General features: G+C 70.7%; 20 protein-coding genes and 1 pseudogene. 12 read left to right on the top strand and 9 right to left on the bottom strand.

Annotated features, from left to right (window positions below):
- Window positions 1–216: 216 nt before the first annotated feature.
- Window positions 217–423: pseudogene (locus Vqi01_RS26190) on the top strand (IS110 family transposase); the annotation flags it as partial.
- 143 nt (window positions 424–566) lie between these two features.
- Here Vqi01_RS26190 and Vqi01_RS26185 read toward each other — a convergent pair.
- The 3 genes from Vqi01_RS26185 to Vqi01_RS26175 all read right to left on the bottom strand — a co-directional run bounded on the left by Vqi01_RS26185 (window position 567) and on the right by Vqi01_RS26175 (window position 4,380).
- The gene (locus Vqi01_RS26185) at window positions 567–2,084 is read right to left on the bottom strand and encodes an ABC transporter substrate-binding protein (protein WP_204037632.1); all 1,518 of its coding nucleotides are present in this window, start codon (window positions 2,082–2,084) and stop codon (window positions 567–569) included.
- Window positions 2,085–2,278: 194 nt separating this feature from the next.
- Window positions 2,279–3,262 carry a formylglycine-generating enzyme family protein gene (locus Vqi01_RS26180; RefSeq protein WP_204037630.1) on the bottom strand — a complete coding sequence of 328 codons (984 nt, stop codon included), beginning with the start codon at window positions 3,260–3,262 and terminating at the stop codon, window positions 2,279–2,281.
- Window positions 3,259–4,380, bottom strand: coding sequence for a 3-isopropylmalate dehydrogenase (locus tag Vqi01_RS26175; RefSeq protein WP_239098681.1), 1,122 nt, complete (start codon window positions 4,378–4,380; stop codon window positions 3,259–3,261). The genes Vqi01_RS26180 and Vqi01_RS26175 overlap by 4 nt, the downstream gene beginning before the upstream one ends.
- Window positions 4,381–4,514: 134 nt before the next feature.
- Between Vqi01_RS26175 and pdxR the strand changes: the two genes are divergently transcribed.
- The 9 genes from pdxR to Vqi01_RS26130 are packed head-to-tail and all read left to right on the top strand — an operon-like array spanning window position 4,515 to window position 15,518.
- A complete protein-coding gene (pdxR, locus tag Vqi01_RS26170; protein ID WP_239098680.1) occupies window positions 4,515–6,089 on the top strand; it encodes a MocR-like pyridoxine biosynthesis transcription factor PdxR in 1,575 nt (524 codons plus the stop codon).
- 18 nt (window positions 6,090–6,107) lie between these two features.
- Window positions 6,108–7,352: a M20 family metallopeptidase gene (locus Vqi01_RS26165; RefSeq protein ID WP_204037628.1), complete on the top strand. Its 1,245-nt coding sequence runs from the start codon at window positions 6,108–6,110 to the stop codon at window positions 7,350–7,352.
- Entirely contained in the window at window positions 7,349–8,791 is a 1,443-nt protein-coding gene (locus Vqi01_RS26160) for an aldehyde dehydrogenase family protein (RefSeq protein ID WP_204037626.1), read from the top strand. The genes Vqi01_RS26165 and Vqi01_RS26160 overlap by 4 nt, the downstream gene beginning before the upstream one ends.
- 23 nt (window positions 8,792–8,814) lie before the next feature.
- Window positions 8,815–9,759 (top strand): ABC transporter permease, encoded by a 945-nt coding sequence (locus tag Vqi01_RS26155; protein ID WP_204037624.1) that lies wholly within the window; start codon window positions 8,815–8,817, stop codon window positions 9,757–9,759.
- Window positions 9,756–10,640, top strand: a complete 885-nt coding sequence (locus Vqi01_RS26150) for an ABC transporter permease (protein ID WP_204037622.1) — start codon at window positions 9,756–9,758, stop codon at window positions 10,638–10,640. The genes Vqi01_RS26155 and Vqi01_RS26150 overlap by 4 nt, the downstream gene beginning before the upstream one ends.
- A 5-nt stretch (window positions 10,641–10,645) precedes the next feature.
- Window positions 10,646–11,632, top strand: a complete 987-nt coding sequence (locus Vqi01_RS26145) for an ABC transporter ATP-binding protein (protein WP_239098679.1) — start codon at window positions 10,646–10,648, stop codon at window positions 11,630–11,632.
- A complete protein-coding gene (locus tag Vqi01_RS26140) occupies window positions 11,629–12,453 on the top strand; it encodes an ATP-binding cassette domain-containing protein (protein ID WP_204037619.1) in 825 nt (274 codons plus the stop codon). Before Vqi01_RS26145 ends, Vqi01_RS26140 begins: the two co-directional genes overlap by 4 nt.
- Window positions 12,450–13,205, top strand: a complete 756-nt coding sequence (locus Vqi01_RS26135) for an SDR family NAD(P)-dependent oxidoreductase (RefSeq protein ID WP_204037616.1) — start codon at window positions 12,450–12,452, stop codon at window positions 13,203–13,205. The genes Vqi01_RS26140 and Vqi01_RS26135 overlap by 4 nt, the downstream gene beginning before the upstream one ends.
- 12 nt (window positions 13,206–13,217) lie before the next feature.
- Window positions 13,218–15,518, top strand: coding sequence for an arylsulfatase (locus tag Vqi01_RS26130; protein WP_204037615.1), 2,301 nt, complete (start codon window positions 13,218–13,220; stop codon window positions 15,516–15,518).
- Between the two features lie 78 nt (window positions 15,519–15,596).
- On the opposite strand, the gene Vqi01_RS26125 is transcribed toward Vqi01_RS26130, so the two are convergent.
- The 5 genes from Vqi01_RS26125 to Vqi01_RS26105 form a co-directional block, all read right to left on the bottom strand.
- On the bottom strand, window positions 15,597–17,024 hold the full coding sequence (locus Vqi01_RS26125; RefSeq protein WP_204037613.1) for a dihydrolipoamide acetyltransferase family protein: 1,428 nt from the start codon (window positions 17,022–17,024) through the stop codon (window positions 15,597–15,599).
- A 14-nt stretch (window positions 17,025–17,038) separates the two neighbouring features.
- Window positions 17,039–18,013 carry an alpha-ketoacid dehydrogenase subunit beta gene (locus tag Vqi01_RS26120; RefSeq protein WP_204037634.1) on the bottom strand — a complete coding sequence of 325 codons (975 nt, stop codon included), beginning with the start codon at window positions 18,011–18,013 and terminating at the stop codon, window positions 17,039–17,041.
- A 25-nt stretch (window positions 18,014–18,038) separates the two neighbouring features.
- Window positions 18,039–19,142 carry a thiamine pyrophosphate-dependent dehydrogenase E1 component subunit alpha gene (locus Vqi01_RS26115; protein ID WP_204037611.1) on the bottom strand — a complete coding sequence of 368 codons (1,104 nt, stop codon included), beginning with the start codon at window positions 19,140–19,142 and terminating at the stop codon, window positions 18,039–18,041.
- Between the two features lie 116 nt (window positions 19,143–19,258).
- On the bottom strand, window positions 19,259–20,590 hold the full coding sequence (locus Vqi01_RS26110; protein WP_204037609.1) for an aspartate aminotransferase family protein: 1,332 nt from the start codon (window positions 20,588–20,590) through the stop codon (window positions 19,259–19,261).
- 20 nt (window positions 20,591–20,610) lie between these two features.
- The gene (locus tag Vqi01_RS26105) at window positions 20,611–22,143 is read right to left on the bottom strand and encodes a CoA-acylating methylmalonate-semialdehyde dehydrogenase (RefSeq protein ID WP_204037607.1); all 1,533 of its coding nucleotides are present in this window, start codon (window positions 22,141–22,143) and stop codon (window positions 20,611–20,613) included.
- Between the two features lie 106 nt (window positions 22,144–22,249).
- Between Vqi01_RS26105 and Vqi01_RS26100 the strand changes: the two genes are divergently transcribed.
- Entirely contained in the window at window positions 22,250–23,896 is a 1,647-nt protein-coding gene (locus Vqi01_RS26100) for a PucR family transcriptional regulator (RefSeq protein WP_204037605.1), read from the top strand.
- A gap of 48 nt (window positions 23,897–23,944) precedes the next feature.
- Here Vqi01_RS26100 and Vqi01_RS26095 read toward each other — a convergent pair whose 3' ends face one another.
- Window positions 23,945–24,325 (bottom strand): hypothetical protein, encoded by a 381-nt coding sequence (locus Vqi01_RS26095; RefSeq protein ID WP_239098678.1) that lies wholly within the window; start codon window positions 24,323–24,325, stop codon window positions 23,945–23,947.
- 821 nt (window positions 24,326–25,146) lie between these two features.
- Between Vqi01_RS26095 and mgtE the strand changes: the two genes are divergently transcribed.
- Window positions 25,147–26,478 carry a magnesium transporter gene (mgtE, locus tag Vqi01_RS26090; RefSeq protein WP_204037603.1) on the top strand — a complete coding sequence of 444 codons (1,332 nt, stop codon included), beginning with the start codon at window positions 25,147–25,149 and terminating at the stop codon, window positions 26,476–26,478.
- Window positions 26,479–26,754 lie beyond the last annotated feature (276 nt).

Below are 26,754 nucleotides of genomic sequence, written 5' to 3'. Positions count from 1 at the left end.
CCAAGGTGGCCACCGTCCTATTGCCAGTCGCTCTTACTTCCCCTGTCGTACCCATGATCCGGGGGGTGGTGTCGCCGGGCCGGGTGGCGTCGGCGGACCGCTGATAGGGACCAGGCCGCCCCTTTGCTGGGTAGGTCTCTTCGTAACGTGGATGCCGGCAGTCCGACGCCCAGACCAGCGACCGGAGGTGCGTGACGGTTCGTGGAGGCGGTGCAGGTGCACGGCGACTACCAGGTCTTCCTGGGTTTGGACGTCGGTAAGGGTGATCATCACGCGGTCGGGTTGGCCGTGGACGGTAAGCGGCTGCATGACGCCCCGCTGCCCAACACCGAGGGTCGGTTGCTGGCGGTGTTCGACAAGCTCGGCCGCCACGGCAGGGTCCTGGTCGTGGTGGACCAGCCCGCGTCGATCGGCACCCTGCCCGGTTCCCGGACACGGTCGTGGCCCCCAGCCATGGTGCCGTGACCCTGCCGACGGCGAGAGCGCCCGAGGAGGTAGACCGAGCAGACTGAGAGGACCTGGAGGGCTCAAGCCCTCCAGGTCCTCTTCGTGTCAGGGGAGTTGGGTCAGTTGCTCTTCGACACCTTGGTGACGTCGAACGACTGTGTCACCGCGTCCTTCGGGTAGCCCGTGACGCCCTGCCGGATCACCGCCAGGTTCGGCAGCAGGAAGAGCCAGTCGCTAGCGGCCTCCTCGGAGATGATCCGTGCAGCCTCGGCGTACTTCTTGTCCCGGACCGCGGCGTCCAGGGCCGTGTCGGCCTCGTTCATGAGCTGGGTGACGGCCGGGTTGTTGTATCGGTAGTAGTAGTCCGGCTGGCCGTAGCGGACAAGGTCACGCGGCTCGACGTGCGCGATGATCGACAGGTCGTAGTTGGCCTGGCCGAGCACCTTGTCGAGCCACTGCGGCATCTCGACGTTGTTCTGGGTCACGGTGATGCCGACCTCGGCCAGCTGCGAGGCCACGAACTGCGCCGACGAGCGGGCGTACCCCGGCGGCGGGACGTCCATCGTCAGGGTCAGCCCGTTGGCGTGACCGGCCGCGGCCAGCAGCTGCTTCGCCTTGGCGGGGTCGTGCGGGAAGTCGCCGGTGCGGTCCTCGAACCAGGGGTCGCTCGGCGGCACCATGCTGCCGATCAGCGTCCCGTACCCCGACCAAACGGTGTCGACGAGCGCCTGGTGGTCGATTGCGTGGCGGATCGCCTGGCGCACGCGGACGTCGGCCAGCGGCCCCTTGCTGTTGTTCATCGCCAGGACGACCTCACCGGTCGTCACGCCCTCGACCACCTCGAACTGCTGGTTGCCCTTGAACACCTCGAGGAGCTGTGGCGCCTGGATGTTCGCCACGATGTCCAGCTGACCGGAGAGCATCGCGTTGTTCAGTGCGTTCGGGTCGGTGATGTACCGGAAGACAGCCTGGCCGACCCGGGCCGGCTCACCCCAGTAGCCGTCGTTGCGAACCAGGGTGATGCTGTCGCCCCGGTTCCACTTCTCGAACTTGAGCGGGCCGGTGCCGTTCGGCTGGGTCGCCAGATCGGTGGCGCCTTCCTTGAGCACCACGCCGACGCGGCCGGCGATGTCGGCCAGCCAGCTCTGGCTGGGCCTGGACAGCGTCACCACCACGGTGGACTCGTCCGGCGCCTCGACGGCTGAGACGACTGCCATCTGCGACTTGAACGGGTTTGTCGAGCCCTCCTCGGTCACCCGCTTGAAGCTCCACACGACGTCCTGCGCGGTGAGCTTCTGCCCATCGTGGAAGGTCACGCCGTCGCGGAGCGTGAATGTGTACTCGGTCCCGTCGTCGGACACCGCCCACTCGTTCGCCAGCAGCGGCTTCACCTCGCCGGTGTCGGCGTCCTGGCGCACCAAGCCCTCGTACACGTTGTAGAGGAGAACCTGCGGGATCGCCGCGCCAGCCTCGGCTGTGAGGTCGAGGCTTACCGGCTCAAGGTAGGCACCCAGGGTGACTGTTCCGCTACCGGAATCACCCTTGGTGGTATTTGAGTCGCCACCGCCGCTGCAGGCGGTAAGAGCCAGTGCCGTGGCGAGCAGCACGGCGGGCAGCTTTATCGTCAGCCGATTCATTCATGTCGTCCCATCGCGAAGAACGCCAAGGGCGCTCAGGTCCTGTGAGCCGGGACACTAGGAGGGCGATACTTGATGCAAAAGGGCCAGATCAGCAGAGCTGACAGGTACCACTCCGCCTGCGACCACCAGGTGAGACCTGGGATATCTCGACCAGAACGGGGACGGTCGCCCTTCGGCGGGCGCCGCCGGAGCTACCGCGCGACCCTGAATCCGGTGTTGCCGCTTGAGGAATCCTCGGTCGTCCGGCTCCGGGCCGCCACCCGGTAGCGGTTGCAGTACGAGTCGTGGCACAGGTAGGAGCCACCGCGAATGACCCGCTCGCTGGGCAGCACGCGGCCCCACAGGTCCCGCCACGGCTCTGCTGTGATTTCCCACACGTTGCCGGCGACGTCGTGCAGCCCGAAGCCGTTCGGCGGGAAGGCCGTCACCGGCGACGTCCCCACGAACCCGTCGTCCGCGCTGTTGGCAGTCGGGAAGGTGCCCTGCCAGATGTTGCATCGGTGCTGCCCGTTCGGGGTCAGCTCGTCACCCCAGGCGTAGCGGGCCTGCGGCAGCCCACCACGCGCCGCGTACTCCCACTCGGCCTCGGTCGCCAGCCGCGTCCCGGACCACTCGCAGTACGCTTGCGCGTCCCGATAGGAGACGTGCACGACCGGGTGCTGCTCGCGTCCCTGGACGCTTGACCCGGGCCCGTCCGGGGCCGCCCAGTGGGCTCCCTCCACCGCCAGCCACCATGCCGCTTGCGGTACGGTGCCGGCCAAGACGTGCGGGCGTGCTGACGGCGCCAGCAGCAGGTGGAAGACGAAGGACCAGCCGAACCACTCCGCGTCCGTGCGGTATCCGGTCGATTCGACGAAGCGGGCGAACTCCTCGTTCGTCACCGGTGTCGCCGCGATCTCGAACGAGTCCACCACCACCGGGCGGACCGGGCCTTCCATATCTTCCGGAACACCGTCAGGGTCGTCGGTGCCCATGAGGAACGTGCCCCCGGACAGCGCGAGCAGTCCCTTCGTGTCGGCAGCGCGTGGCGGGCTTTTGTGGACGGCCTCCGCGCCCGCCACCGCTGCGCCGGTGGCCGCTGCGGGGGCGCCGCCGCCCGTACGTTTCGACGCGCAGCACGGCGACGCCAACGTCCTGCCCCCACCCTCATGCGGGTCAGCCAGTTCGTCGTTCACCCGTGCTCTCCCGCCGGCCGTGCTGCCCGGGGCACAGTGTCGGACCCGCTGCGGCACCTGCTCTCGCTGATGGCCGCGGCAACGGCATCCCCGAAGTCCTCCGTCGACATCCCCATCTCCGGGCCGCGCATCGCGCCCAGCCGCGGCAGCACCGCCTTCACCCCGTCCTCGAGGCCGCGCGCCGCCTCGGGGTGGCCCAGGTGTTCCAGCATGAGAGCGGCGCTGAGGATCGAGCCCGCGGGGTTGGCCCAGCCTCGGCCCGCGATGTCGGGTGCGGAGCCGTGGACCGGCTCGAACATGCTCGGCGCCGAGCATGTCGGGTTGAGGTTGCCGCTAGCGGCCAGGCCGAGACCGCCCTGCACGGCCGCGCCGAGGTCCGTGATGATGTCGCCGAAGAGGTTGTCGGTGACCACGACGTCAAACCGCTCCGGCTGCGTGACCAGATACAGGCACATCGCGTCGACGTGCACGTAATCCACCGTGATGTCGGGGTGCTCCGCCGCGACCTCCTCGAAGGTCCGCTGCCACAGGTCGCCGGCGTAGGTGAGGATGTTCGCCTTGTGTACCAGGGTGACGTGCTTGCGCCGCCCCGTCGCCAGCCGGAAGCCGTGCCGGATGAGGCGCTCGACCCCCTTACGGGTGTTGACGGACTCCTGGGTTGCGATCTCGTCCGGCCCGCCGCGGTGAATGAAGCCGCCGGCCCCGACGTAGGCGCCCTCGGTGTTCTCGCGCAGGATCACGAGGTCGCACTGCTCGGGACGAAGTCCTTCGATGGGCGTGGGGACGCCGGGCAGCAGCTTGACGGGCCGCAGGTTGACGTACTGATCGAAGGCGGTCCGCAAATGGATCACCAGGCCGCGTTCGAGCACGCCAGGTGGCACCGATGGGTCTCCGACGGCGCCGAAGAGGATCGCGTCCGCCTTGGCGAGCTCCTGCTCCACGTCCTTCGGCACGACCTGGCCGGTGATCCGCCAGTAGTCCGCACCGAGTTCGTATTCCTCCCACGCCAGGTCGAGCCCGAACCGCCGCGCCGCGGCGTCGCACGCCTTCACCGCCTGGGCGGTGACCTCCGGCCCGATGCCGTCCCCGGGCACCAGCGCGATTCGCTGGGTGCTCATTAGTCAACCCCTGTCCGCGTGCAGGCGACCGTCACCTGCCGTCGCGCGGCCAAGCGTGGCGAAATCGGGCCGTCCGCAACAGGTCCAGGTCTGCGGTTATGCTAGTACCAGCGGGGCGCGGACGCTGCCCCCAGGTGACAGGGACGACGGGACGAGGCGAGGCCACCCCGCGGGATGGGGAGGTCGGGTTGGCGGACATCCTGCTGCCGGTCAACCCGCAGAGCACCGTTCCCCTGTACGAACAGATCATCACCGGGATCGAGGACGCCATCCTCGCCGGACAGTACGACGACGGCCCGCTCCCGAGCACCCGTCGGCTGGCCGAGGCGCTGGGCGTCTCGCGGAACACGGTGCTGACCGCCTACGACCGGCTCATGGAGCAGGGCCTCATCGTGACCGTGCCCCGGCGCGGTCTCTACGTCTCCTCCGACGCCGTCGTGCGGATGCGGGCCGCGCGGCGGACCTCCCGCTCGCCGGCGCAGCCGATCGACTGGCAGGCGCGGCTCCCGGACCCACCGCCCGCTCCGGTGCACCGGGATCCGGCGTGGGCGCGGGCACCGTTCCCCTTCGTCGTCGGCCAGCCGGACCCCACCATGTTTCCCATCGGTGCATGGGAGCGGGCGCAGCGTGAGGCGCTGCGGCAGGACGGGCTGTCGCAGGTCATCGGGGATTCCGGGCAGGCCGACGATCCGGAGTTGGTGCGCCAGCTGTGCGAGCACGTGCTGCCGTCGCGCGGCATTTCCGCCCACCCGGACCAGGTGATGATCACGCTGGGCTCGACGCACGCGCTGCACCTGCTCGCGAGCGTCCTCGTCCGGCCGGGCAGCGTCGTGCTGGTCGAGGATCCCGGCTACCCGGACGCGCGGACGATCATGCAGATCGCCGGGGCCGACGTGGTGCCCGGCAAGGTCGACGAGGACGGTCTTGTCGTGGAGGACCTGCCGGCGGACCTGCACGGCGCCGAGCTGGTGTACGTCACGCCGAGCCATCAGTACCCCACCGGCGCGACGATGTCGGCGTCCCGGCGCGAGGAGCTGCTGCGACGGGCCGGCGCGGCGGACGCGGTGGTGGTCGAGGACGACTACGACCCGGAGATGACGTTCCGCGGCATCCCCGCGGTGGCGGTGCGGGCCCTGGACGACGAGGACCGTGTCGTCTACCTCGGCAGCTTCAGCAAGCTGCTGGCGCCCGGTTTGCGGCTCGGGTACGTGGTGGCGTCCCCGGCGCTCGTGGACGCGATGCGGGCACGTTCCCGCTACGTGCTGCGTCACCCGCCCGGCCCCATGCAGCGCTCCCTCGCGCGGATGATCGCCAGCCGCGACCTCGCCCGCCACGTCCGCCGCATCCGCGCCCACTACCAGGGGCTGTACGAGGGGATGGTGCAGGCGGTGGAGCGCCACGTGCGCTGGGGGCCGCAGCCGGTGCCGCGTGGTGGGCTGGCCCGGTGGATCACCGGCCCGCCGGAGCTGGACGCCGAGGAACTCGCCCGGCGGCTGCGCCAGCAGGGTGTCCTGCTCGACCCGGGTGCGCCGTACTGGACCACCCGGCCTGCCCCACGCCACCACTTTCGGCTGGGGTACCAGGTGATGCCGCTGGACCGCATCGACGAGGGCGTGCGACGGGTCGCCGCAGCCGTGGAGAAGCTGGTGGCGACCACGGCTGGTACCCCCGCCACCTCGGAAACTGGACGTTCCGCTTCCCGGTCGTAGTTCGTAACGTCCGTCGCCATGACGTCGGACACCCAAGCCACCCTCCGCGCCGGCCACCTCGTCGACGAGCAAGCCGTCGTATCGCTGACCCAGGAGCTGGTCCGCATACCCTCGACCTGGGACGTTGAGCGCGACCGCAGCGAGCAGCCCGTGGCGGAGCTGGTCGCCGAGGTCATGCGAGGCTTCGGCTGGCAGCCGGAGGTCGTCGAGGTCGCCCCCGGGCGGCCCAACGTCGTGGCGGTCGTGGACGGCGGCCTGCCCGGGCCCACGCTGATGTTCGAGGGGCACACCGATGTCGTCACCGAGGGCTCCCGTGACGAGTGGACCGTCGACCCGTTCGGCGGCGAGATCGTCGACGGGCGCCTGTACGGACGCGGCTCCGCTGACATGAAGGCCGGGGTCGCCGCGATGATCCACGCCACGCGAGCCGTCGAGCTCGCCGGGCCGTTCCCCGGGCGCATCGTGGTGGCCGCTCTCGTTGACGAGGAAGGCCAGATGCTTGGCGCCAAGCACTTCACCACCACCCCCCTCGCCGCCGAGGTGGACGCCGCGATCGTCTGCGAGCCGGAGGCGGAGGAGATCTGCGCGGTCGCCAAGGGCGCCGTCCGGCTGCTGGTCACCTGCACCGGTTGGATGGCCCATGGCGCAATGCCGCAGCACGGCCGCAACCCCATCCCCGCAGTCGCCGAGCTCGTCCAGGCCCTCGGCCGCTTCCAAGCGGAGCTGCAGGCCGAACCCGGTGAGCACGAGCACCTCGGCCTGACGTACCTGACCCCCACGGTCCAGGAGGCCGGTTCCACCGACCAGCTCAACGTCATCCCGGGCCGCGCCATCCTCGGCGTGGACTGCCGCACCGTGCCCGGCGTCGACCACGCCGCCCTCGCCGAGCGCGTCCGCTCCGACGCGGAGGCCATCGGCGCCCGGCACCGCGTCACGTTCGCCGTCGAGGTCGTCGACGACCGGCCTTGCGCGGTCACGCCCGAGGACCACCCCGTCGCGCTCGCAGTGGCCGCCGCGCACCGCGCCGTCACCGGTGCCGAACCTGTCTTCGGTGGCGTGCCCGGCGCGACCGACGGGACGATCCTGTGGCGCGACAGCGGCATCCCGAACGTCGTCTACGGCCCCGGCCCGAAGTGGATCGCCCACCAGCCTGACGAGTACGTCGAGGTCGACGACATCGTCCGCAAGGCCAAGGTCTACGCCGAGGCCGCGCTGGTCTTCCTCACCGGGGCCACCGGCGCCGGGGCGGGTGAGGCGCCGTGACCGCGCAGGAACTGCTGGACGCGTTGCCCGCCGGCCTGCCGATCGGCGACGGCTGGATCACCACCACACAGACGGCGCCGGTACGGTTCCCGTTCGACGGCAGCACCGTGACCGAGACGCCGTGGGGCGACCCCGGCGACGCGGAGGCGGCCGTCACGGCCGCGCAGACCGCCGCCGAGCAGATGGCCGACCTGCCCGGCCACGCGCGCCGGCGTGTCCTGGCGCGGGTGGCCGCCGACGTCCGCACCCGCGCCGAGTCCCTCGCCGAGCTGCTCGTCCTCGAGACCGGCAAGCCGCTGGTCGACTGCCGGGTCGAGGTCGCCCGCACCGTGGTCACGCTGGAGACGGCCGCGGAGGAGGTCGGGCACCTCACCGGCGAGACGGTCGCCCTCGACATGCAGCCGGCCGGCGAGGGCATGGTGGGGTTCTGGGTGCGCCGCCCGGTCGGCGTCGTCGTCGGCATCACGGGGTTCAACTACCCGCTGCTGCTGGCGGCCCACAAGGTCGCGCCGGCCGTCGCGGCGGGCTGCCCGGTGATCGTCAAGCCGGCGCCGAACACGCCCCTGGCCACGCTCGTGCTCGTCGACCTGTTCCGCCGCGCCGGCTGTCCGGCGGCCGGCGTCCAGCTCGTCACGGGTGGCGTCGAGGTCGGAAAACTCCTGACCACCCACCCGAACGTCGCTGCCGTGTCCTTCACCGGATCTGCGAAGGTCGGGCACGAGATCGCCCGTGCCGCCGCCCCGCGCAAGGTGCTGCTGGAGCTCGGCTCCAACGCTGCGCTCGTCGTCGGCCGCGACGCCGATCTCGACCGGGCCGCCGAGGCTGTCGTGCGCGGCGGGTTCTACGCGTCCGGGCAGGCGTGCATCAGCGTCCAGCGGGTCATCGTCGAGGAGCCGGTCCGCGAGGCGCTGCTCGATCGCCTCCAGCCGCTGCTGGAGACCGTCACCACCGGGGACCCCCGGTCCGCGGACACCCGCGTGTCCGCCCTGGTGGACGAGGCGTCCACCGAGCGGGTCCACTCGTGGGTGGACCGGGCCGTCGCCGGCGGCGCCCGCTGCCTGGCCGGTGGGACGGCTCGCGGCCGGATCCTGCAGCCGACCCTGCTGGTCGACGTCGCCGAGGACGCCGAGTGCTGGGCGGAGGAGATCTTCGGGCCGGTGGTGTGCGTCCGTTCGGTGCCCGACATGGACGCGGCTGTCGAGATGGTCAACCGCTCCCGCTACGGGCTGCAGGCCGCTGTCTTCACGCGGGACCTGGCGGTCGCCCTCCACGCCGTGCGCCGCCTCGACGCCGGCGGGGTGCTCGTCAACGAGGTGCCCGGGTTCCGGGCCGACAACATGCCGTACGGCGGTGTGAAGGACTCCGGCATCGGCCGCGAAGGGCCCCGCTTCGCCATGGAGGAGCTCACCGTGACCAAGATGGTGATGATCCGGCCATGATTCGGAAGTAGGAGCCCACGCGCATGCTGATCTACTTCGTCAGGCGGCTGGTCATCCTCGCGGTGTCTCTGCTCGCCGCGTCCGTCCTTGTCTTCACGCTGCTGGCGCTGCTGCCCGGTGACCAGGCGCAGGCGATGCTCGGCGTCAACGCCACCCCGGAAGCGCTGGAGGCACTGCGGGAGCAGTTCGGGACGAACCGCCCGTTCACCGAGCGGTACCTCGACTGGGTCGGCGGCCTGGTCAGCGGCGACTTCGGGACCTCGCCGCTGAGCGGGGTGTCGGTGGGGGCGGAGATCGTCGACAAGCTCGGCGTCACCGTGCCGCTGATCCTGTCCGGGATGGCGCTGGCGCTGCTCATCGCCGTCCCGCTCGGCGTCCTCGCGGCCGTCAAGAGCCGCACCCTGCTCGGGACGGTGCTGTCGGCGCTCAGCCAGGTCGGCATCGCCGTCCCCTCGTTCTGGCTCGGCATTCTGCTCATCACGGTGTTCGCGGTGAAGCTGCAGGTGCTGCCTTCCGGCGGGTTCACGGGGTGGGAGGACCTCGGTGGCGCCGCCCAGTCCCTGCTGCTGCCGGCGCTGGTCCTCGGTGTGGCCCAGGGCGCCATCCTGATGCGCTACGTCCGCTCCGCGGTGGTCGAAGTGATGCAGGAAGACTTCATCCAGACCGCGCGCGCCAAGGGCCTCAGCCGCTCGCAGGCGCTGACGCGGCACGCGCTGCGCAACGCGGCCATCCCCGTCATCACGGTCCTCGGCCTGCAGCTCGCGACGCTGCTCATCGGCGCTGTCGTCATCGAGAACGTCTTCGGCCTGCCCGGTCTGGGCCGGATGCTGCTGCAGGACGTCGGCAACCGCGACCTGCTGAAGGTGCAGGGCACCGTCATGGTACTCACGGCCGCGGTGCTTTTGATCAACTTCCTGGTCGACGTGGTGTACCACGCAGTCGACCCCAGGCTGAGGAGCAAGGCATGACCTCCGTCGCCGACGCCCCGCCCGAGGCCACCGCCGACGTCGTCGCGACCGGCACCGGCAAGCCACACCGCCGGTGGAACCTCACGCTGGTGGCGGGCGCCACCCTCGTGAGTCTCGTCGTCCTCACCGCCGTGCTGTCGTTTCTCTGGACGCCGTACGATCCCACCCGGGTCAACCCGGCGCAGACGCTGGTTCCCCCCAGCAGCACCCATTGGCTCGGCACCGACCACTTCGGCCGCGACATCGTCAGCCAACTGCTCGTCGGCGCGCGTACCACCCTGTTCGTCGGTGTCGTCGCCGTCACGATCAGCGCGGCCGTCGGCGTGCCGCTGGGCCTGCTCGCCGCCACCGGACGGCGCTGGATCAGCGAACCCGTGATGCGTGTGCTGGACATCGTGTTCGCCTTCCCCGCCATCCTGCTGGCGATCATCCTGGCGGCCGGCTTCAACGCCTCCACGCTCACGGGCATGATCGCGATCGGCGTCGCCAACGTCCCCGTGTTCGGCCGCCTCACGCGCGCCGGCGCGCTGCAGGTGCTGCAGAGCGACTTCGTCCTGGCCGCGCGCAGCTACGGCCGCCGGGGAGTGGTGCTCATGGTCCGGTACGTGCTACCCAACATCGCGGCCCTGCTCATCGTCCAGGCGTCGGTGTCGTTCGCGCACGCGGTGCTCGCGGAGGCGGCGCTGTCCTACCTCGGCTACGGCACTCCGCCGCCGACCCCCACCTGGGGCCGAATGCTCCAGGAGGCCCAGAACTACTTCGTCGTGCAGCCGATGCTCGCGGTCTGGCCCGGTCTGGCCATCGCCCTGTCGGTGCTCGGCTTCAACCTCATGGGCGACGGGCTGCGCGACGCCCTCGACCCGCGGCTGAGGGGACGGTGACCGAGGTGAGCGGGCTCGTGGTGGAGGACCTCGTGGTCGAGGTCCACGGCACTCCTGCGGTCAAGGGCATCTCGTTCGAGCTCGGGCGGGGCAGCCGCATGGGACTCATCGGCGAGTCGGGGTGCGGCAAGTCCCTGACGGCCCTCGCGCTGATGGGCCTGCTGCCCCACGGGGTGACGGCGTCGGGGCGGGTGCTGCTCGGCGGTCGCAACCTGCTCGACCTGTCCGACCGCGAGATGTGCGCGGTCCGCGGCAACGACATCGCCATGGTGTTCCAGGAGCCCATGACGGCGCTCAACCCGCTGATGCGGGTCGGCAACCAGATCGCCGAGTCGCTGCGGCTGCACCGCGGGATGAGCCGCGCGGCGGCCGCCGCGCGAGCCGTCGAGCTGATCGAGCGGGTCCAGTTGCCCGAGCCCGACCGCACTGCGCGCAGGTACCCACACCAACTGTCCGGCGGCCAGCGGCAGCGCGTCGTGCTGGCCATCGCGCTGGCCTGCGACCCCGCCGTGCTCGTGGCGGACGAGCCGACCACGGCGCTGGATGTCACGGTGCAGGCGGAGATGCTGCGGCTGATGGACACGCTGGTGCGCGAGGAGGGCGCGTCCCTGCTGCTCATCACCCACGACCTGCCCGTCGTCGCCAGCATCTGCGAGGAGCTGCTGGTGATGTACGGCGGCACGATCGTCGAGCACGGCGACGTCGCCACGGTGTTCGACTCCCCGCGGCACCCGTACACCGCGGGCCTGAAGGCGTCCACCGTGCTGGAACGTACCGACGGAAACAGCCGGCTGGCGACCATCCCAGGCCGGGTGCCGGCGCTCGGGGCCTTCCCCGGCGGGTGCGTGTACCGCAACCGGTGCCCGCGCGCGGACGACGCCTGCAGGACCGTCCCGTTGCTGACGGCCCCGCCCGGCAGCAGGCGACGCGCGGCCTGCCACCACCCGATCGAGAGCGACCAATCACTGGAGAGCGGGAAGGCCAGCGCATGACCACGCCCCCGTTGCTGGAAGCCGTTGACGTGGTGCGCGAGTACCGGTCCCCGCGGCGATCGCTGCGCACGCCGGGACAGCCGGTCCGCGCGCTGGACGGCGTGAGCCTGCAGGTCCACGAAGGCGAGACGTTCGGCATCGTGGGGGAGAGCGGCTCCGGCAAGTCCACGCTGTCGCGCATCCTCATGGCGCTCGACCAGCCGACGTCCGGTGCGGCGTCCTACGCGGGCCAGCGCATCAGCGGCGTGCCGGAGCGGAAGCTCGGATTCCTGCGGCGCGACGTGCAGATGGTGCTGCAGGACCCCATGTCGTCGTTGAATCCGCGCATGCGGGTCGCGGACATCGTCGCGGAGCCGATGCGCTCGCTGCGCCTACCGGGTGACCACCGAGCTCGGGTCGCCGAGCTCATGCACGCCGTCGGTCTGCCCGAGGAGGCGGTGACCCGCTACCCGCACCAGTTCTCCGGCGGCCAGCGGCAGCGCATCGCGATCGCTCGCGCCCTGGCGGCAGGGCCCAAGGTCGTCGTGGGCGACGAGCCCGTCAGCGCGCTGGACGTCTCGGTGCGCGCGCAGATCCTCAACCTGCTCACGGACCTGGCCGAGCAGTTCAGGCTGACCCTGGTCCTCGTCTCCCATGACCTGTCCGTCGTCCGGTACCTGTGTGACCGGATCGCGGTGATGAACCAGGGCCGGATCGTCGAGACGGGTGACACCGCATCGATCTATTCCGACCCCCAGCACCCCTACACCCAGAGGCTGCTGTCTGCGGTGCCCACCCTGCACGGCGACCTCCTGGACCGATTCAACAGGAGCAGCACATGAGGTTGGTTGACCGCGTCGCCGTCGTCACCGGAGGCGCCAGCGGAATCGGACTGGCGACCGTCGGCCGGCTCGTCGAGGAGGGCGCCCGCGTCGTCATCGCCGACCTCGACGGCGATCGCGCCGCCGCGGCGGCCGCCGAGCACGGGGCCAGCGTCATCGGCGTGGCCTGCGACGTCACCCGGGCAGAGGACTGCCGCGCGGCCGTCGCGACCGCCGTGGAGCGGTTCGGGCGGCTCGATCTCATGCACGCCAACGCTGGGACGCCGTTCACCGGACCCGTGGAGGAGGTGGAGCAGGCCACGCTCGACCGCGTCGTGGACGTCAACCTCAAGGGGGCGTTCTGGACCGCGCAGGCTGCGGTGCCCGCGCTGGTCGAGGCCGGCGGCGGCTCGATCGTGTTCACCGCGTCCCTGCAGGCCGTCATCGCCCGCCCGCGGTACACGCCGTACACCGCCGCCAAGCACGGGGTCATCGGGCTGATGAAATCGCTGGCGCTGGAGCTCGCGCCGCACGGCATCCGGGTCAATGCGATCGCCCCCGCGGCGACGGAGACGCCGATGCTGTCGGCGTTCCTCGGCGGAATGGGGGACGTTCCGGACAGCGCACGGGAGAACTTCCGCGCGTCGATCCCGTTGGGGCGCATGGCGACGCCGCGCGACTCCGCGGACGCCGTGGTCTTCCTCGCCAGCGACGAGGCGCGGATGGTGACGGGCCACACGCTCGTCCTCGACGGCGGCACGACGGCCGGCTGAGGGGGGTTGCCTGTGACGAACTCTCTGGCGGACCCTCCGTACGAGGGGATCATCGGACGCACCTACGAGGAGTCGACGGAGCACTGGAGCGCACCGCCAGCGGCAGCGGCGGGTACGCCGAACGTGGTGTACGTGCTGCTGGACGACGTCGGGTTCGCGGACTTCGGTTGCTACGGGGCGGAGATCGACACGCCGACGATCGATCGGCTCGCCGCCTCCGGGCTGCGGTACACCAACTTCCACACCTCGCCGCTGTGCTCGCCGACCCGCGCCAGCCTGCTCACCGGCCGCAACCACCACAGCGTCGGCATGCGCATGCTGTCGAACTTCGACAGCGGCTTTCCCAACGGCCGCGGGCGGATCACCCACGCCGCCGCCACGGTCGCGGAGATGCTTCTCGACGCCGGCTTCAACACCATGGCGGTCGGCAAATGGCACGTCGCCCCGCTGGAGCACACGACGCCGTCCGGCCCGTACGATCAGTGGCCGCTGGGCCGCGGCTTCGAGCGCTACTACGGCTTCCTCGAGGCCGAGACCGACAACTTCTACCCGGAGCTGGTGCACGACAATCACCAGGTGGATCCGCCAGCCACCCCCGAGCAGGGGTACCACCTCACGGAGGATCTCACCGACCGAGCCATCGGGTTCGTCCGAGACCAGGTCTCCTTCACTCCGGAGAAGCCGTTCTTCCTCTACCTGGCGTACGCCGCGGCGCATGCACCGCACCAGGCCCCGCAGGAGTACCTGGAGAAGTACCGGGGGCGCTACGACTGCGGCTGGGACGAGGTCCGCGCGCGGCGGCACCGGCGGCAGATCGAGCTCGACGTCGTCCCCGAACACGCGCCGCTGCCACCGCACAACCCCGGCGTCGTTCCATGGGACGAGGTGCCGCCCGAGCAGCAGCGCCTGTTCGCCCGCATGCAGGAGGCCTATGCGGCCATGGTCGATCACACCGACGCCCAGCTCGGGCGCCTGGTCGACTTCCTCGAGCGGATCGGCCAGCTCGACAACACCATCGTCGTCGTCATGTCGGACAACGGGGCCAGCCCCGAGGGCACCCCCATCGGCACCCTCAACCCCACAGCGTTCCAGAACCGAGTGCCGGAGAACCTCCAGGACAGCCTCGCGAGGATCGACGAGATCGGCGGTCCGCGGGCGCAGAGCAACTATCCGCTGGGCTGGGCGCAGGTCAGCAACACCCCGTTCCGCCGGTACAAGCAGCACACCCACGAGGGCGGCGTCCGGGTGCCGTTCGTGCTGAGCTGGCCGGCCGGTGAGGTCCCCGGCGGGCAGGTGCGGACGCAGTTCCAGCACAGCATCGACGTCACCGCGACGGTGCTGGACCTCGTCGGGGTGGAGCCACCTGCGGTGCGCCGCGGCATCCCGCAGATGCCGCTGCACGGCCGCAGCTTTCGCGACGGGCTGCGGGACCCGCAGGCACCGCCGTCGCGCGACCGCCAGTACTTCGAGATGTTCGGCCACCGCGGCATCTACCGCCAGGGTTGGAAGGCCGTGGCGTTCCACGAGCGGGGCACCTCGTGGGACGAGGACCGCTGGGAGCTCTACCGGATCGACGAGGACCCCACCGAGAGCCGCGACCTCGCCGCCGAGCACCCCGAGGTGCTGCAGCGCCTCGTCGAGGAGTTCTGGATCGAGGCGGCCCGCTACGACGTGCTGCCCCTGGACGACCGCGGATTTGCCGTGCGGGCCCGGGTACCGCGGCCGGGATCCGTGCGGGACAGGCTGGTGTTCACGTACCTGGCCGGCGTACCGACGATCTCCGGTGCTGCCGTGCCGCCGACGATGAACCGCTCGCACACCATCACCGCACGCGTGCACCGCACCGATCCCGCCCAGGGCGGGGTGATCGTGGTGCTCGGCAACGTCAGCGGCGGGTACGTGATGCACATCCAGGGCAACCGCCTCGTGTACGAGTACAACTACCTCGGCACCCTCTACCCGGTCCGGTCCGAGGACGAGCTGCCGCTGGGCACCGTGGACCTGACGTTCGAGCTGACGAAGACCGCCGACTGCCAGGGCGTCGGCCGCCTGCTCGTGGACGGCGAGGCGGTGGGTAAGGCTCAGTTTCCGCAGCTGCTGCCGTATTTCCACGGGTTCGCGGGCATGGACGTCGGCCGCAGCATCCACTCGCCGGTGTCGACGAGCTACCCGGCCCGGCACGACTTCTCCGGTGACCTCGAGTACGTGCAGTTCCGGCTCGCGGCGTCCGAGGAGGTCGGCGAGCCGATCGCGCAAACGGACGCAGCCTGCCCGCAGCCGTCGCCCGGCGTCGCGTTCGAGGTCGTGGACTGACACCTGCCTCCCGCACCACGACGGCGCGCGAACGGACCTGAGCCCGTCCGCGCGCCGTCTGCTTGCCGGCCTGCGTGGTCAGCGCATTGCCAGCCCCCACATCGGGTCCTCGAGGAACCGGCCGACGTGGGCGAGCACCCGGCTGCCGAGCTCCCCGTCCACGAGCCGGTGGTCGAACGACAGCGACAACTGCGTGGTCCACCGAGGGACCACCTGCTCGTTGACCACCCACGGCGTTCTACGGACGGCGCCGAGGCACAGGATCGCGGCCTCGCCGGGGTTGAGAATCGGCGTTCCGGCGTCTATACCGAACACGCCGATGTTGGTGATGGTGATGGTCCCGCCGGCCAGGTCGGCGGGCCGGGTGCGGCCTTCCCGCGCCGACACCGTCAGCTCGTTCAGTGCGACGGCAAGTTCACGCACCGACAGGTCCTGCGATGCCTTGAGGTTCGGCACCAGCAGGCCGCGCGGCGTCGCGGCGGCGATACCGAGGTTGACGTCGGCGAACCGGACGATCTCCTGGTTCTCCTGGTCCCACCGAGCGTTGATGTCGGGGTGGTTGCGGACGGCGTCCAGCAGGGCCAGCGACGCCACGAGCAGCGGGCCGACCCTTACCCCCGCAAAGGCCGGGTCCTTCCGCAGCCGGTCCACGAGCTCGACCGTGCCGGTTACATCGACGGTGAGGAACTCCGTGACGTGCGGTGCGGTGAACGCGCTGGCCACCATGGCGGCCGCGGTAGCCTTGCGCACCCCGCGGACGGGGACCCGTTCGTCCTGCCGTACGGCGTCGTCGGCTGTCGACGCCGTCGACCAACTGGACTGCGCCGCCGACTGCGCCGCCAAGCCGGGGGCGCCCGGAGTGGGCAGCACCCGCCGGGCGGTGTGGTCGAGGACGTCCTGGCGCGTGACTCGGCCGTCGGGGCCGCTGCCGCGCACCTCGGCCAGCTCCACGCCGAGGTCCTTGGCAAGCTTGCGCAGCGGAGGTTTGGTGAGCACCGGCGGTCGCGACGGATGCGGCACGCGGGCGGTATCGGCGGAGCGGGCGGTATCAGCGGAGCGGGCGGTGTCGGCGGGCCGGGCGGTGTCGGCGGAGCGGGCGGAAAGGGCCCTGCGCCGTCGCCGACGCGTCGGTTCCTGCGCGGACACCCCGTAGCCCACAAGTACCGCGGTGCGTTCCGCTGCCGCCGCGCCGACGGGATGCGGAACGGTCGTCGGCTCGGCGGCGCGCGTGCCGGTCGTGTCGTCGGGGGTCGCGTCGGCCTCGCTGTCCACCCGGATGGCGATGATCGGCGAGCCGACGTCGACAGTCTGCCCCTCGTCGACGAGCAGGCTCTGCACCACGCCGTCGTACGGGCTGGGCAGCTCGACGAGGGACTTGGCGGTCTCGATCTCCACGAGCACGTCGTTGAGACGGACCGGGTCGCCCGGGGCAACCCGCCAGGTGACGATCTCGGCCTCGGTGAGGCCTTCGCCGACGTCGGGGAGGCGGAACTGCTGGATGGTCATCGGCACGTCTCCCTTCACCCGGCGAGCACGCGGTCGACGGCGTCGAGGACCCGGTCCAGGTCGGGCAGGTACTCCTCCTCCACCTTGGCCGGCGGATACGGCAGGTTGAAGCCGCCAACCCGCTCGACCGGTGCCTCCAGCGAGTAGAAGCACCGGGTCATCACCTGCGCGGCGATTTCGGCGCCGAAACCCGCGAACGTGGGGGCCTCGTGGACCACGACCGCCCGGCCGGTGCGGCGGACGGACTCCTCGACGGTCCGCACGTCCAGCGGGGAGATGGACCGCAGGTCGATCACCTCGACATCGCGGCCCTCCTGGGCGGCGGTCTCCGCAGCGGCGACGCAGGTGGCGACCATGCCCCCGTATGTCAGCAGCGTCACGTCGCTGCCGCGGCGGACGACCCTGGCACGGTCCAGCGGCAGCGGCGGTCCCGCATCCTCCGGGGTCACCTCCCCCTTGACCCAGTAGCGGCGCTTGGGTTCGTAGAAGATGACCGGGTCGTCGCCGGCGATGGCCTGACGGATCATCCAGTGCGCGTCGTCCGCGCTGGCGCAGTAGACGACCCGCAGCCCGGCGGTGTGCGCGAAGTACGCCTCATTCGACTCGCTGTGGTGCTCCACGGCGCCGATGCCGCCACCGACGGGAATCCGTACGACCACCGGCAGGCTCGTGCGACCGTTGGTGCGGGCGCGCATCTTGGCGAGCTGAGACACGATCTGGTTGAACGCGGGGTAGACGAAGCCGTCGAACTGGATCTCACAGACCGGCCGGTACCCGCGCAGGGCCAGGCCGATCGCGGTGCCGACGATCCCGGACTCGGCGAGCGTCGAGTCCATCACCCGGGCTTCGCCGAAGTCCTTCTGCAGACCGTCGGTGACCCGGAAAACGCCGCCGAGCCGGCCGACGTCCTCGCCGAGTAGTACGACCTTGTCGTCGTCCTCCATGGCGCGACGCAGGCCGCGGTTCAGTGCCTGGCAGAGGGTGAGCATGGACGTGTTCTCCGATCCGGGGGCGTCAGTCGAGGAAGGAGTCGCGGTAGGCGACGAACGCATCGCGCTCCTCCTGAAGCAGCTGTGGTACGTCGGCCAGCACAGTGGCGAAGGCGTCCGCGAGGTCTGGCGCCTGCAGTGCCAGGCACTCCCGGCGGGTGCGGGCGGCGAGTTCATCCGCCTCGGCCTGTACCTCGTCGAGGAACGCGTCGTCGCTCCAGCCCTGGGCGTGCATGAGCGCCTCGACTCGCGTCACCGGGTCCTTCGCCCGCCACGCCTCGAGTTCGCTGTCGGTGCGGTACCGGGTGGGATCATCGGACGTGCTGTGCCCGCCCATGCGGTACGTGATGGCCTCGATGAGCGCGGGTCCGCCGCCGGAGCGCACGTGCTCAGTCAGCGCGGACGTCACGGCGTGCACCGCGAGGACATCGTTGCCGTCGACCTGCTCGCTGCGCAGACCGAACCCGGCCGCGCGGCGGTGGATCGGGGTGCGCGACTGGGACGACGAGGGCGTCGAGATCGCCCAGTGGTTGTTCTGGCAGAAGAACACGACGGGCGCCTGGTTGGTGGCGGCGATGTTCATTGCCTCGCTCGCGTCGCCCTCACTGGCGGCACCGTCACCGAAGTACGTCACGACCACCGTGTCGCTGCCGTCGCGCTGCACCCCGAGGGCGTACCCGGTGGCGTGCAGCAACTGAGCCGCCAGGACCAGGGTGTAGATGTGAAACGAGTACGGCTCGGGGTCCCAGCCACTGTTCGCGACCCCACGCCACTGCCGGAGTAGATCTGCGGGGCGGATGCCCCGCCACAAGGCCGCGGCGTGCTCGCGGTAGCTCGGGAAGACGAAGTCGTCGGCGCGTACCGCCGCAATGGAGCCGACCTGCGCGGCCTCCTGGCCGCGGCACTGCAACCACAGGCCCAACTCGCCCTGTCGCTGCAATGCGAACGCCTCGTCGTCAAAACGGCGTGCGAGCCGCATGCCACGGTACAGGTCACGGATGAGCCGGCCGAGGGCGTCGTGGTCGACGCTCGCGTCCGTGCGTAGCTGCCCGTCCGGCGTGACGAACTGGATGCAGCCGTCCGAGGTGCGTGGAAGGTCGGCGGTGCTGGTGATGGTGCTGGTACTCACTGCGTCACCTCTTGGGTGCTGGGGTTCCGCGTCGCCGGGGTCACCGGCGGGCCGCGGATCTTGGATATGGGACACCGCCCGCCGGGTCGACCGAGCGGGCGGTGGTTGGTGGTGCTTTACCCGGCGTACCGATCGGCGAGGGTCAGCGCCTCGTCGAGGATCGCCAGACCCGCCTTGGCCTCCGCCTCCGATACCGTGCAGGGCGGCACTACGTGGATCCGGTTGAAGTTGGCGAACGGGACGAGGCCGTTGCGCTTGCACGCGGCCAGCACTTCGTTCATCTCCGACGACGACGACCCGTACGGTGCCAGCGGCTCCTTCGTCTCGCGGTCCTTCACCAGCTCCAGCGCCCAGAACACCCCGAGCCCGCGCACGTCCCCGACGCTCGGGTGCCGCTCGGCTATCTCGCGCAGTCCCGGGCCGAGCACGTCGGCGCCGATCGTGGCGGCGTTCTCGACGATCCCCTCCTCCTGCATCGCCGTGATGGTCGCGACGGCGGCGGCGGTGGCCAGTGGGTGACCCGAGTACGTCAGCCCTCCGGGGTAGGGACGGGTGGAGAACGTCTCGACGATGTGGTCGGAGATCACGACACCGCCGAGCGGAACGTAACCGGAGTTCACGCCCTTGGCGAAGGTGATGAGGTCGGGTACGACCCCGTAGTGGTCCAGAGCGAACCAGGCGCCAGTGCGCCCGAAGCCCGCCATCACCTCGTCGGCGATGTAGAGGATGCCGTGCCGGTCGCACAGCTCCCGAACTCCTGGGAGGAAGCCCGGCGGCGGAGGCATGATCCCGGCGGTGCCCGGCACGGTCTCCAGGACGATGGCGGCGATGGTGGCCGGTCCCTCCATCTCCACGACGCGCTCGAGGTGGCGCAGCGCAAGCGCGCCCTCCTCTTCCTCGGTGGCGGCGCCAAACTCCGACCGGTACAGGAAGGGGCCGAAGAAGCGCACCACCCCGGCGGTGCCGTTGTCGTTGGGCCAGCGTCGCGGGTCGCCGGTGAGGTTCACGGCCGTCTGGGTGCCACCGTGGTAACTGCGGTACTGCGACAACACCTTTGGCCGGCCGGTGTGCAGCCGGGCCATCCGGACGGCGTGTTCGACGGCGTCTGCGCCGCCGTTGGTGAAGAACACCTTGTCCAGGCCCGCGGGGGTCCGCCCGGCGATCAGCCGGGCCGCCTCGCTGCGGGCGTCATTGGCGTAGGACGGCGCGATCGTGCACAGCCGCGCCGCCTGCTCCTGGATCGCTGCGACCACGCGGGGGTGCTGGTGGCCGATGTTGGTGTTCACGAGCTGGGATGAGAAGTCCAGGTAACGGTTCCCGTCGCCGTCCCAGAAGTACGAGCCCTCGGCGCGCTCGACGACCATCGGGTCGATCAGGGACTGGGCGGACCACGAGTGGAAGACGTGGGCGCGGTCGAGCTCGTACGCGCGATTTGCGCAGGTGCTCATCGTCGGTTCCTTCCGATGCCTCAGTCGTTCTCGGGAAAGCCGAGGTTGATCCCGCCGTGGCTGGGATCGAGCCAGCGGGACGTGACGACCTTGCCGCGGGTGAAGAAGTGCACACCCTCGATGCCGTGGGCGTGGGAGTCGCCGAACAGGCTGTCCTTCCAGCCGCCGAACGAGTAGTAGGCCATCGGCACCGGGATCGGGACGTTGACGCCGACCATGCCGACTTCGACCTCGTTCTGGTACCGGCGTGCCGCCCCGCCGTCGTTGGTGAAGATGGCGGTCCCATTACCGAACGGGTTGTTGTTCACCAACTCGAGCGCCTCGTCGTAGCTGCCCACGCGCACGACGGACAGCACAGGCCCGAAGATCTCGTCGGTGTAGACGCTCATCTCGGGGGATACCCGGTCCAACAGGCTCGGCCCGAGCCAGAACCCGGTCTCGGCGCCGTCGGCCTGCACGCTGCGGCCGTCCACGACAAGCTCGGCACCGGCGTCCACGCCCGCGTCGAGGTACGACGCGACGCGGTCACGGTGCTCCTTGGTGACCAGCGGCCCCATGTCGCAGGAGCGCCGGCCGTCACCGACCTTCAGGGTGGCGATGCGCTCGCGGATCCGCGCCACCAGATCGTCGGCGACGGGCTCGACGACCACGAGGACCGAGATGGCCATGCACCGCTCGCCGGCGGAACCGAACCCTGCATTGACGGCGGCGTCCGCTGCCAGGTCGAGGTCGGCGTCCGGCAGCACCACCATGTGGTTCTTCGCGCCGCCGAGGGCCTGGACGCGCTTGCCGTGCCTGGTGCCGGTCTCGTACACGTACCGGGCGATCGGCGTGGAGCCGACGAACGATACCGCCTTGACCTCGGGGTGCTCCAGCAGCCGGTCGACGGCCACTTTGTCGCCGTGGACGACGTTGAACACGCCGGCGGGCAGGCCGGCCTGCTCCCACAGGCGGGCGACGAGCAGAGACGCGGACGGATCCTTCTCACTGGGCTTGAGGACGACGCTGTTGCCCGCCGCGATGGCGATGGGCACGAACCACATCGGGACCATCACCGGGAAGTTGAAGGGCGAGATGACGGCGCAGATGCCGAGGGGCTGACGGATGGAGTAGACGTCCACGTTCGTGGAGACGCCCTCAGAGTGCCCGCCCTTGAGCAAGTGCGGGATCCCGCAGGCAAACTCGACGACCTCCAGACCGCGGGTCACCTCGCCAAGGGCATCGGACAGGACCTTGCCGTGCTCGGCCGTGATGAGCTCGGCCAGCTCCTGCTTGTGCTGGTTCACCAGCTCTCGGAACGCGAACAGCACCTGCGTGCGCTTGGTCAGCGACGATGCACGCCACGATGCGAAAGCGGCTGCGGCGGAGGCGACGGCGCGGTCCACCTCGTCGACGGAGGCCAGCGGGACCTCCATGCGAATCGTGCCCAGCGCCGGGTCGTACACTGGTGCCGTCCGCTCGGTGACGCCGGCGACCCGCTGGCCATCGATCCAGTGGGTCACCCGCTCCGGCGGGGCAAGAGCGGGGACGGTGTCGGGTGCTGTCTCGGTCATGCCCGGATCATCGGCGCTCGCCCGTACCCGAGCAATGGGTACTGTGTCGCTCCCGCTGTCCGGAACCGCACATACTGTGCGCCTGGACGAGAAGGGAGACGGGCTCATGCCGATGACGGTCCGGGACGTGCTCGAGCTGCCAGCGCTGCAGCAGGCCGGGCCCCTCGTCCTGGCCGGTCGGGCCCGGCTGGATGCCACTGTGCGATGGGTGCACGTCGCCGAGGTGCCCGAGATCGCCGACCTGCTCCGCGGCGGTGAGTTGGTGCTGACGACGGGCATCGGCCTACCCCCCGACGACGATGGATTGTGCCGCTGGATCGACACGCTGGCGGACGTCGGCGCCGCTGGTGTCGTGATCGAGCTCGGACGGCGGTTCGGCCGGGCCCTGCCCGCCGGGCTCGTCGAGCGTGCCCGCAGCCGGGACCTGCCCCTCGTCGCGCTCCGACGCGAGATGCGGTTCGTGGCCGTGACCGAGGTCGTCCACTCCGTGATCGTCGAGGAGCAGACGGCGGACCTGCTCGCGAATGACGAGATCCACCGCATCTTCACCGAGCTCTCGGTCGAGGGTGCCGAGCCTCAGCAGGTGCTTCGGGAGGTCACCCGCCTTTCCCGCCGTCCCGCCGTGCTGGAAAACCTCGCCCGCCAGGTGCTCGCGTACGAGACGGGCCCGCTGTCCGCCGAGGAACTGCTCGACCGTTGGGAGACCCGCTCGCGCGCAGTCGAGGTCCCGTCCGGCACCGGTTACGAGCCACGGTCGGGCTGGCTGGTGACCGGCGTCGAGGCCCGGGGCAGCCGGTGGGGGCGGCTCGTGCTGCTGTGCGACCAGGAGCCACCGGCACGGACGAAGGTCCTGCTGGAGCGCGCCGCGTCCACCATCGCGCTGAACCGGCTCGTCGCACAGGACCGCTCCTCGGTCGAGAGGCAGGCGCGCAGCAGCCTCCTGTGGAGCATCGTCACCTACTCCGCGCCCACCCGTGACGTGGCGCTGCGGGCGCGGGGGCTGGGTGTGGGGCTGGAGCAGCGACGGCTGCTCGGGGTTATCGTCCGAAGGCGTCGGCTAACCCGGAGCACCGGCGTCGAGATGCACACGCGCCAACGGGAGCTGCTGGACGCGGTCGAGACGGCGGTCCGTGACCGCGGGCTGGTGGCGCTGACGGGTGATGTCGACGAGTTGTTTGGTGGTGAGGGGGTCGCTGTCCTCGTCGCTCTCGGGAGCGCGGATACCGACGAATCCGCGTTGCAGGGGCTCTCCAGCGCGCTCACCGAGGCGGGCCACCCAGCCGGATCGGACGTCGTCGTCGCCGCGGGGTCCGTGGTCGGATCTCTCGACCTGGCCCGGCGATCGCTGATGGAGGCGGCGCAGGTGGCGGACGCCACGATGCACACCGCCGAGCCGCGGCCCTTCTACCGGCTCCTCGACGTGCGGCTCCGCGGTCTGCTGCACCTGCTGCGGGAGGACGCGCGTCTGCAGACGTTCGTCGAGCGCGAACTGGGCCCGCTGCTGTCGTACGACCAGCGGCACGGCACGAACCACGTAACCGTCCTCGAGACGTACCTCGTCGAGGGGCGCAACAAGCAGCGCGCGGCGGCTGCGATGGCTCTTTCCAGGTCGGCGCTGTACCAGCGGCTGCAGCTGATCCAGCGGGTGCTTGGCGTCGACCTCGGCTCGAGCGAGACGTGCCTGTCGCTGCACGTGGCGCTCACTGCGCGTGACGTGATGCAGCTGGAGAACTTCCTCGGCCCGGCGGGCTGACGCGCCCCGGGACGCGGTTCGCTCGTGGTCTCGAAGGCGGCTTGAACGTCACCTGTGGGTGCGGCGGCGGGCCCGCCGCCGGGGGACGCCGTCACGTCGCGGCGTGGTGTGCACGCTCACGCTGACGACGGGCACCGCGTTCGCGACGCTCTTGCGAACCGTCTCCAACGCTACCGTGCGGGGGGAGCACTCGAAGATCACCACCGCCGATCCGTTCGGGCCTTGCACGTACTGCAGGTAGGAGACGGCGACCCGGCGTGAGTGCAGCACGGACAGCACCTTGAGTAGGCCGGTCGTGGAGTATCCCTCGCCGAGGTGGACCACCATCGTCCACAGCGCGTCGTCCTCAGCGGGCAGCTCGTCGTGCCGCAGGCTCGGCCCGGGGTCGGGGGCGGTTGGTGGGACCGTGCCGGGCGCACGAGGCGGCACGGTCCCATCGGGGACGCCACGCACCGCATGATCGACAGTTGTGGGGGCGAGGTGGAACGCGGTCACGGAGGGCCTCACAAGTCACGAGCCGACAGGATGGCTGGGCCGGCGACGCACGCAGGAGGCGTACGTCGCCTAGGTAATCAGCCCGATCATGACTCGAATGCCCACTGCGGCAGTGTGGCACGCCCCTGCCGCCAGGGGGCTGCAGCCGGTCAATCGTCCGGAACGTGAGACGCGAGGGGTACCGTGAAGGTCTCGGTGGGGCCAATTCGTGACTCCAGCGACTGCTCTGCAGGATGCACCCACCGGGCCTCGTCCCGGCCCGGTATTCGGCTCGTCGGGTCGACGCAGACTAGGGACGAGGTCGCATTGGCCCGGCAAGAGTTGCTGGCGCAGGATTCGTGTTCGAGGGCCCGCCGCGTCTGCTCAGACGCCTACGCCAGCCAGCAACTCGGCCGCGACACGGTGCAACGCCGGTGCGGCCGACCCGCTCGCCGTCGGGCCGGGTAGGATCACCGTGGCCTTGGGCCGCTACGACGGATGGAACAGGGAGGTGGACGCGGCCGTGACCAGCGAGCCTTCCAGTCCCGTGCCGCGGCGCACCGCAGCGGCCTGCCCCTGATTCGTTCGGCGCAGGTGGCCTGAACCGGTGGTGCTCCGCGGTGATCGCGCGCCCTCGCACCCCCTTGGTTACCTGAAAGGTTCTTCCGCCGTGGCCATTTCGATCATGCACGTCGGCCGCAGCGACCGATGCCCGTCAACCACCGGGCATCCAGTGTCCGGCCGACCGGCCGTGCGCCGCACTTGGGAGGGCGACGGTGGCCGATGACGAACTGCGTGCACTGCTGGACCGCCACGATCTCGCCGGCGTGCAGGGGTGGCTTGACGCGCACCCGCCACACGTGATCGCCGACGAACTGGCCCGCCTCGACGGCACGGCCGCCGGGGTGCCGTTCCGACTGCTAGAAAAGGACCGCGCCCTGGCGGTGTTCGAGGAACTCGAACCAATCGACCAGCAGGCCATCCTCGCCGGGCTGCGGGACCAGGCGTTCCGTGACCTGGTCGAGGGGATGGACCCCGACGACCGGGCCAGGATGCTGCGTGAAGCCCCGGCCAAGGTAGCCAAACGGGTCCTAGCCGGACTGTCGGCTCACGAACGGCAGATGACCGCCGCGCTGCTCGGCTACCCGGCCGGGTCGGTCGGGCAGATCATGACACCGGAGGCGGTGGCATTGCCCCGGCATCTCACCGCCGGGCAAGCGCTGCAGGCCGTGCGGGACAAGGGTGCGCAGGTGGAGACCGTCTACACCCTGCCAGTCGTCGACGCCGGCCGTTGCCTGATCGGCGTGACCGGACTGCGCGACATCGTGCTCAGCTCACCCGACCGGCCGGTCGTCGAACTCGTCGACGCCGACGTGCCCCGGGTATCCGCGACCGACCCCGCCGAGCAGGCCGCCCGGCTGATGCGCGAGACCAACACCCTCGCCCTGCCCGTCGTCGACAGCGAGGACCGGCTCCTCGGACTGCTCACCATCGACGACGCCGTCGAAGTCATTGAGGCCGCCGACACCGAGGACGTCACCCGCCAAGCCGCCTCCGGACCGTGGCCCGGGCACTACATGGCGGTCAGCGTATGGCGGCTGGCCCGCTCCCGCGCCCCGTGGCTCGTGCTGCTCATCGTCGCCTCCGTGCTCACCGTCAACGTGTTGCAAGTCTTCGAAGCAACCCTGGAGGCCGTAACCGCCCTGGCCCTGTTCATCCCGCTGCTGGTCGGCACCGGCGGCAACGCCGGCGCCCAGGCCGCGACCTCCGCCGTTCGCGCCATCGCGGTGGGCGAGCTGCGCGGCTCCGACCTACCCGCCGTCATCTGGCGCGAGGCCCGCGTCGGGCTGCTCCTCGGCGCCGTCCTCGCCCTGGTCGGCCTCACCGTCGGCACCGTACTGGTCGGCGGTGACATCGCCGTGGTCGTCGGCCTGTCCCTCGTAGCCATCTGCGCCTGGGCCGCGACCGTCGGCGCGACCATGCCGCTGCTGGCCAAGCGGCTACGCATCGACCCGGCCGTCGTGTCCGCCCCGATGGTCACCACGCTCGTCGACGCCACCGGACTGATCATCTACTTCCTCATCGCCCACGCCGTTCTCAACCTGTAACCCGACTACGACCCCGGCCGCCGCTAGCCCGATCCGGCCCTCGCCAGCGGCCGGAACAGCGCACCCGCCACTTCCAGTCGGCAGGCCGACGACCGCGGCGCCGGCTCGCCGAGATACCGCGCTCGCCAAACTGCGCGCCCCAGTCAGTCTGCCGGCCGACCGGTGTTGAACGATGGCTGTGGTGGATGCTTGAGCGCATGCCGGTCGAGCGGGCGATGCTCGACCTGTTCGCCGGCTTCGCGTACGAGGTCGCTGATCTGCGCGAGTTGCCGTTGG

The organism is Micromonospora qiuiae, from assembly GCF_016863555.1.
Classification (GTDB): Bacteria; Actinomycetota; Actinomycetes; order Mycobacteriales; family Micromonosporaceae; genus Micromonospora; species Micromonospora qiuiae.
This window is presented reverse-complemented; position numbering and strand designations above follow the sequence as displayed.

Bases quoted from the DNA above. Each gene is read 5' to 3' on its own strand.
- Vqi01_RS26185 (WP_204037632.1), bottom strand. From the start codon at position 2,084: ATGAATCGGCTGACGATAAAGCTGCCCGCCGTGCTGCTCGCCACGGCA.
- Vqi01_RS26175 (WP_239098681.1), bottom strand. From the start codon at position 4,380: ATGAGCACCCAGCGAATCGCGCTGGTGCCCGGGGACGGCATCGGGCCG.
- Vqi01_RS26165 (WP_204037628.1), top strand. From the start codon at position 6,108: ATGACGTCGGACACCCAAGCCACCCTCCGCGCCGGCCACCTCGTCGAC.
- Vqi01_RS26155 (WP_204037624.1), top strand. From the start codon at position 8,815: ATGCTGATCTACTTCGTCAGGCGGCTGGTCATCCTCGCGGTGTCTCTG.
- Vqi01_RS26150 (WP_204037622.1), top strand. From the start codon at position 9,756: ATGACCTCCGTCGCCGACGCCCCGCCCGAGGCCACCGCCGACGTCGTC.
- Vqi01_RS26140 (WP_204037619.1), top strand. From the start codon at position 11,629: ATGACCACGCCCCCGTTGCTGGAAGCCGTTGACGTGGTGCGCGAGTAC.
- Vqi01_RS26135 (WP_204037616.1), top strand. From the start codon at position 12,450: ATGAGGTTGGTTGACCGCGTCGCCGTCGTCACCGGAGGCGCCAGCGGA.
- Vqi01_RS26125 (WP_204037613.1), bottom strand. From the start codon at position 17,024: ATGACCATCCAGCAGTTCCGCCTCCCCGACGTCGGCGAAGGCCTCACC.
- Vqi01_RS26120 (WP_204037634.1), bottom strand. From the start codon at position 18,013: ATGCTCACCCTCTGCCAGGCACTGAACCGCGGCCTGCGTCGCGCCATG.
- Vqi01_RS26110 (WP_204037609.1), bottom strand. From the start codon at position 20,590: ATGAGCACCTGCGCAAATCGCGCGTACGAGCTCGACCGCGCCCACGTC.
- Vqi01_RS26105 (WP_204037607.1), bottom strand. From the start codon at position 22,143: ATGACCGAGACAGCACCCGACACCGTCCCCGCTCTTGCCCCGCCGGAG.
- Vqi01_RS26100 (WP_204037605.1), top strand. From the start codon at position 22,250: ATGCCGATGACGGTCCGGGACGTGCTCGAGCTGCCAGCGCTGCAGCAG.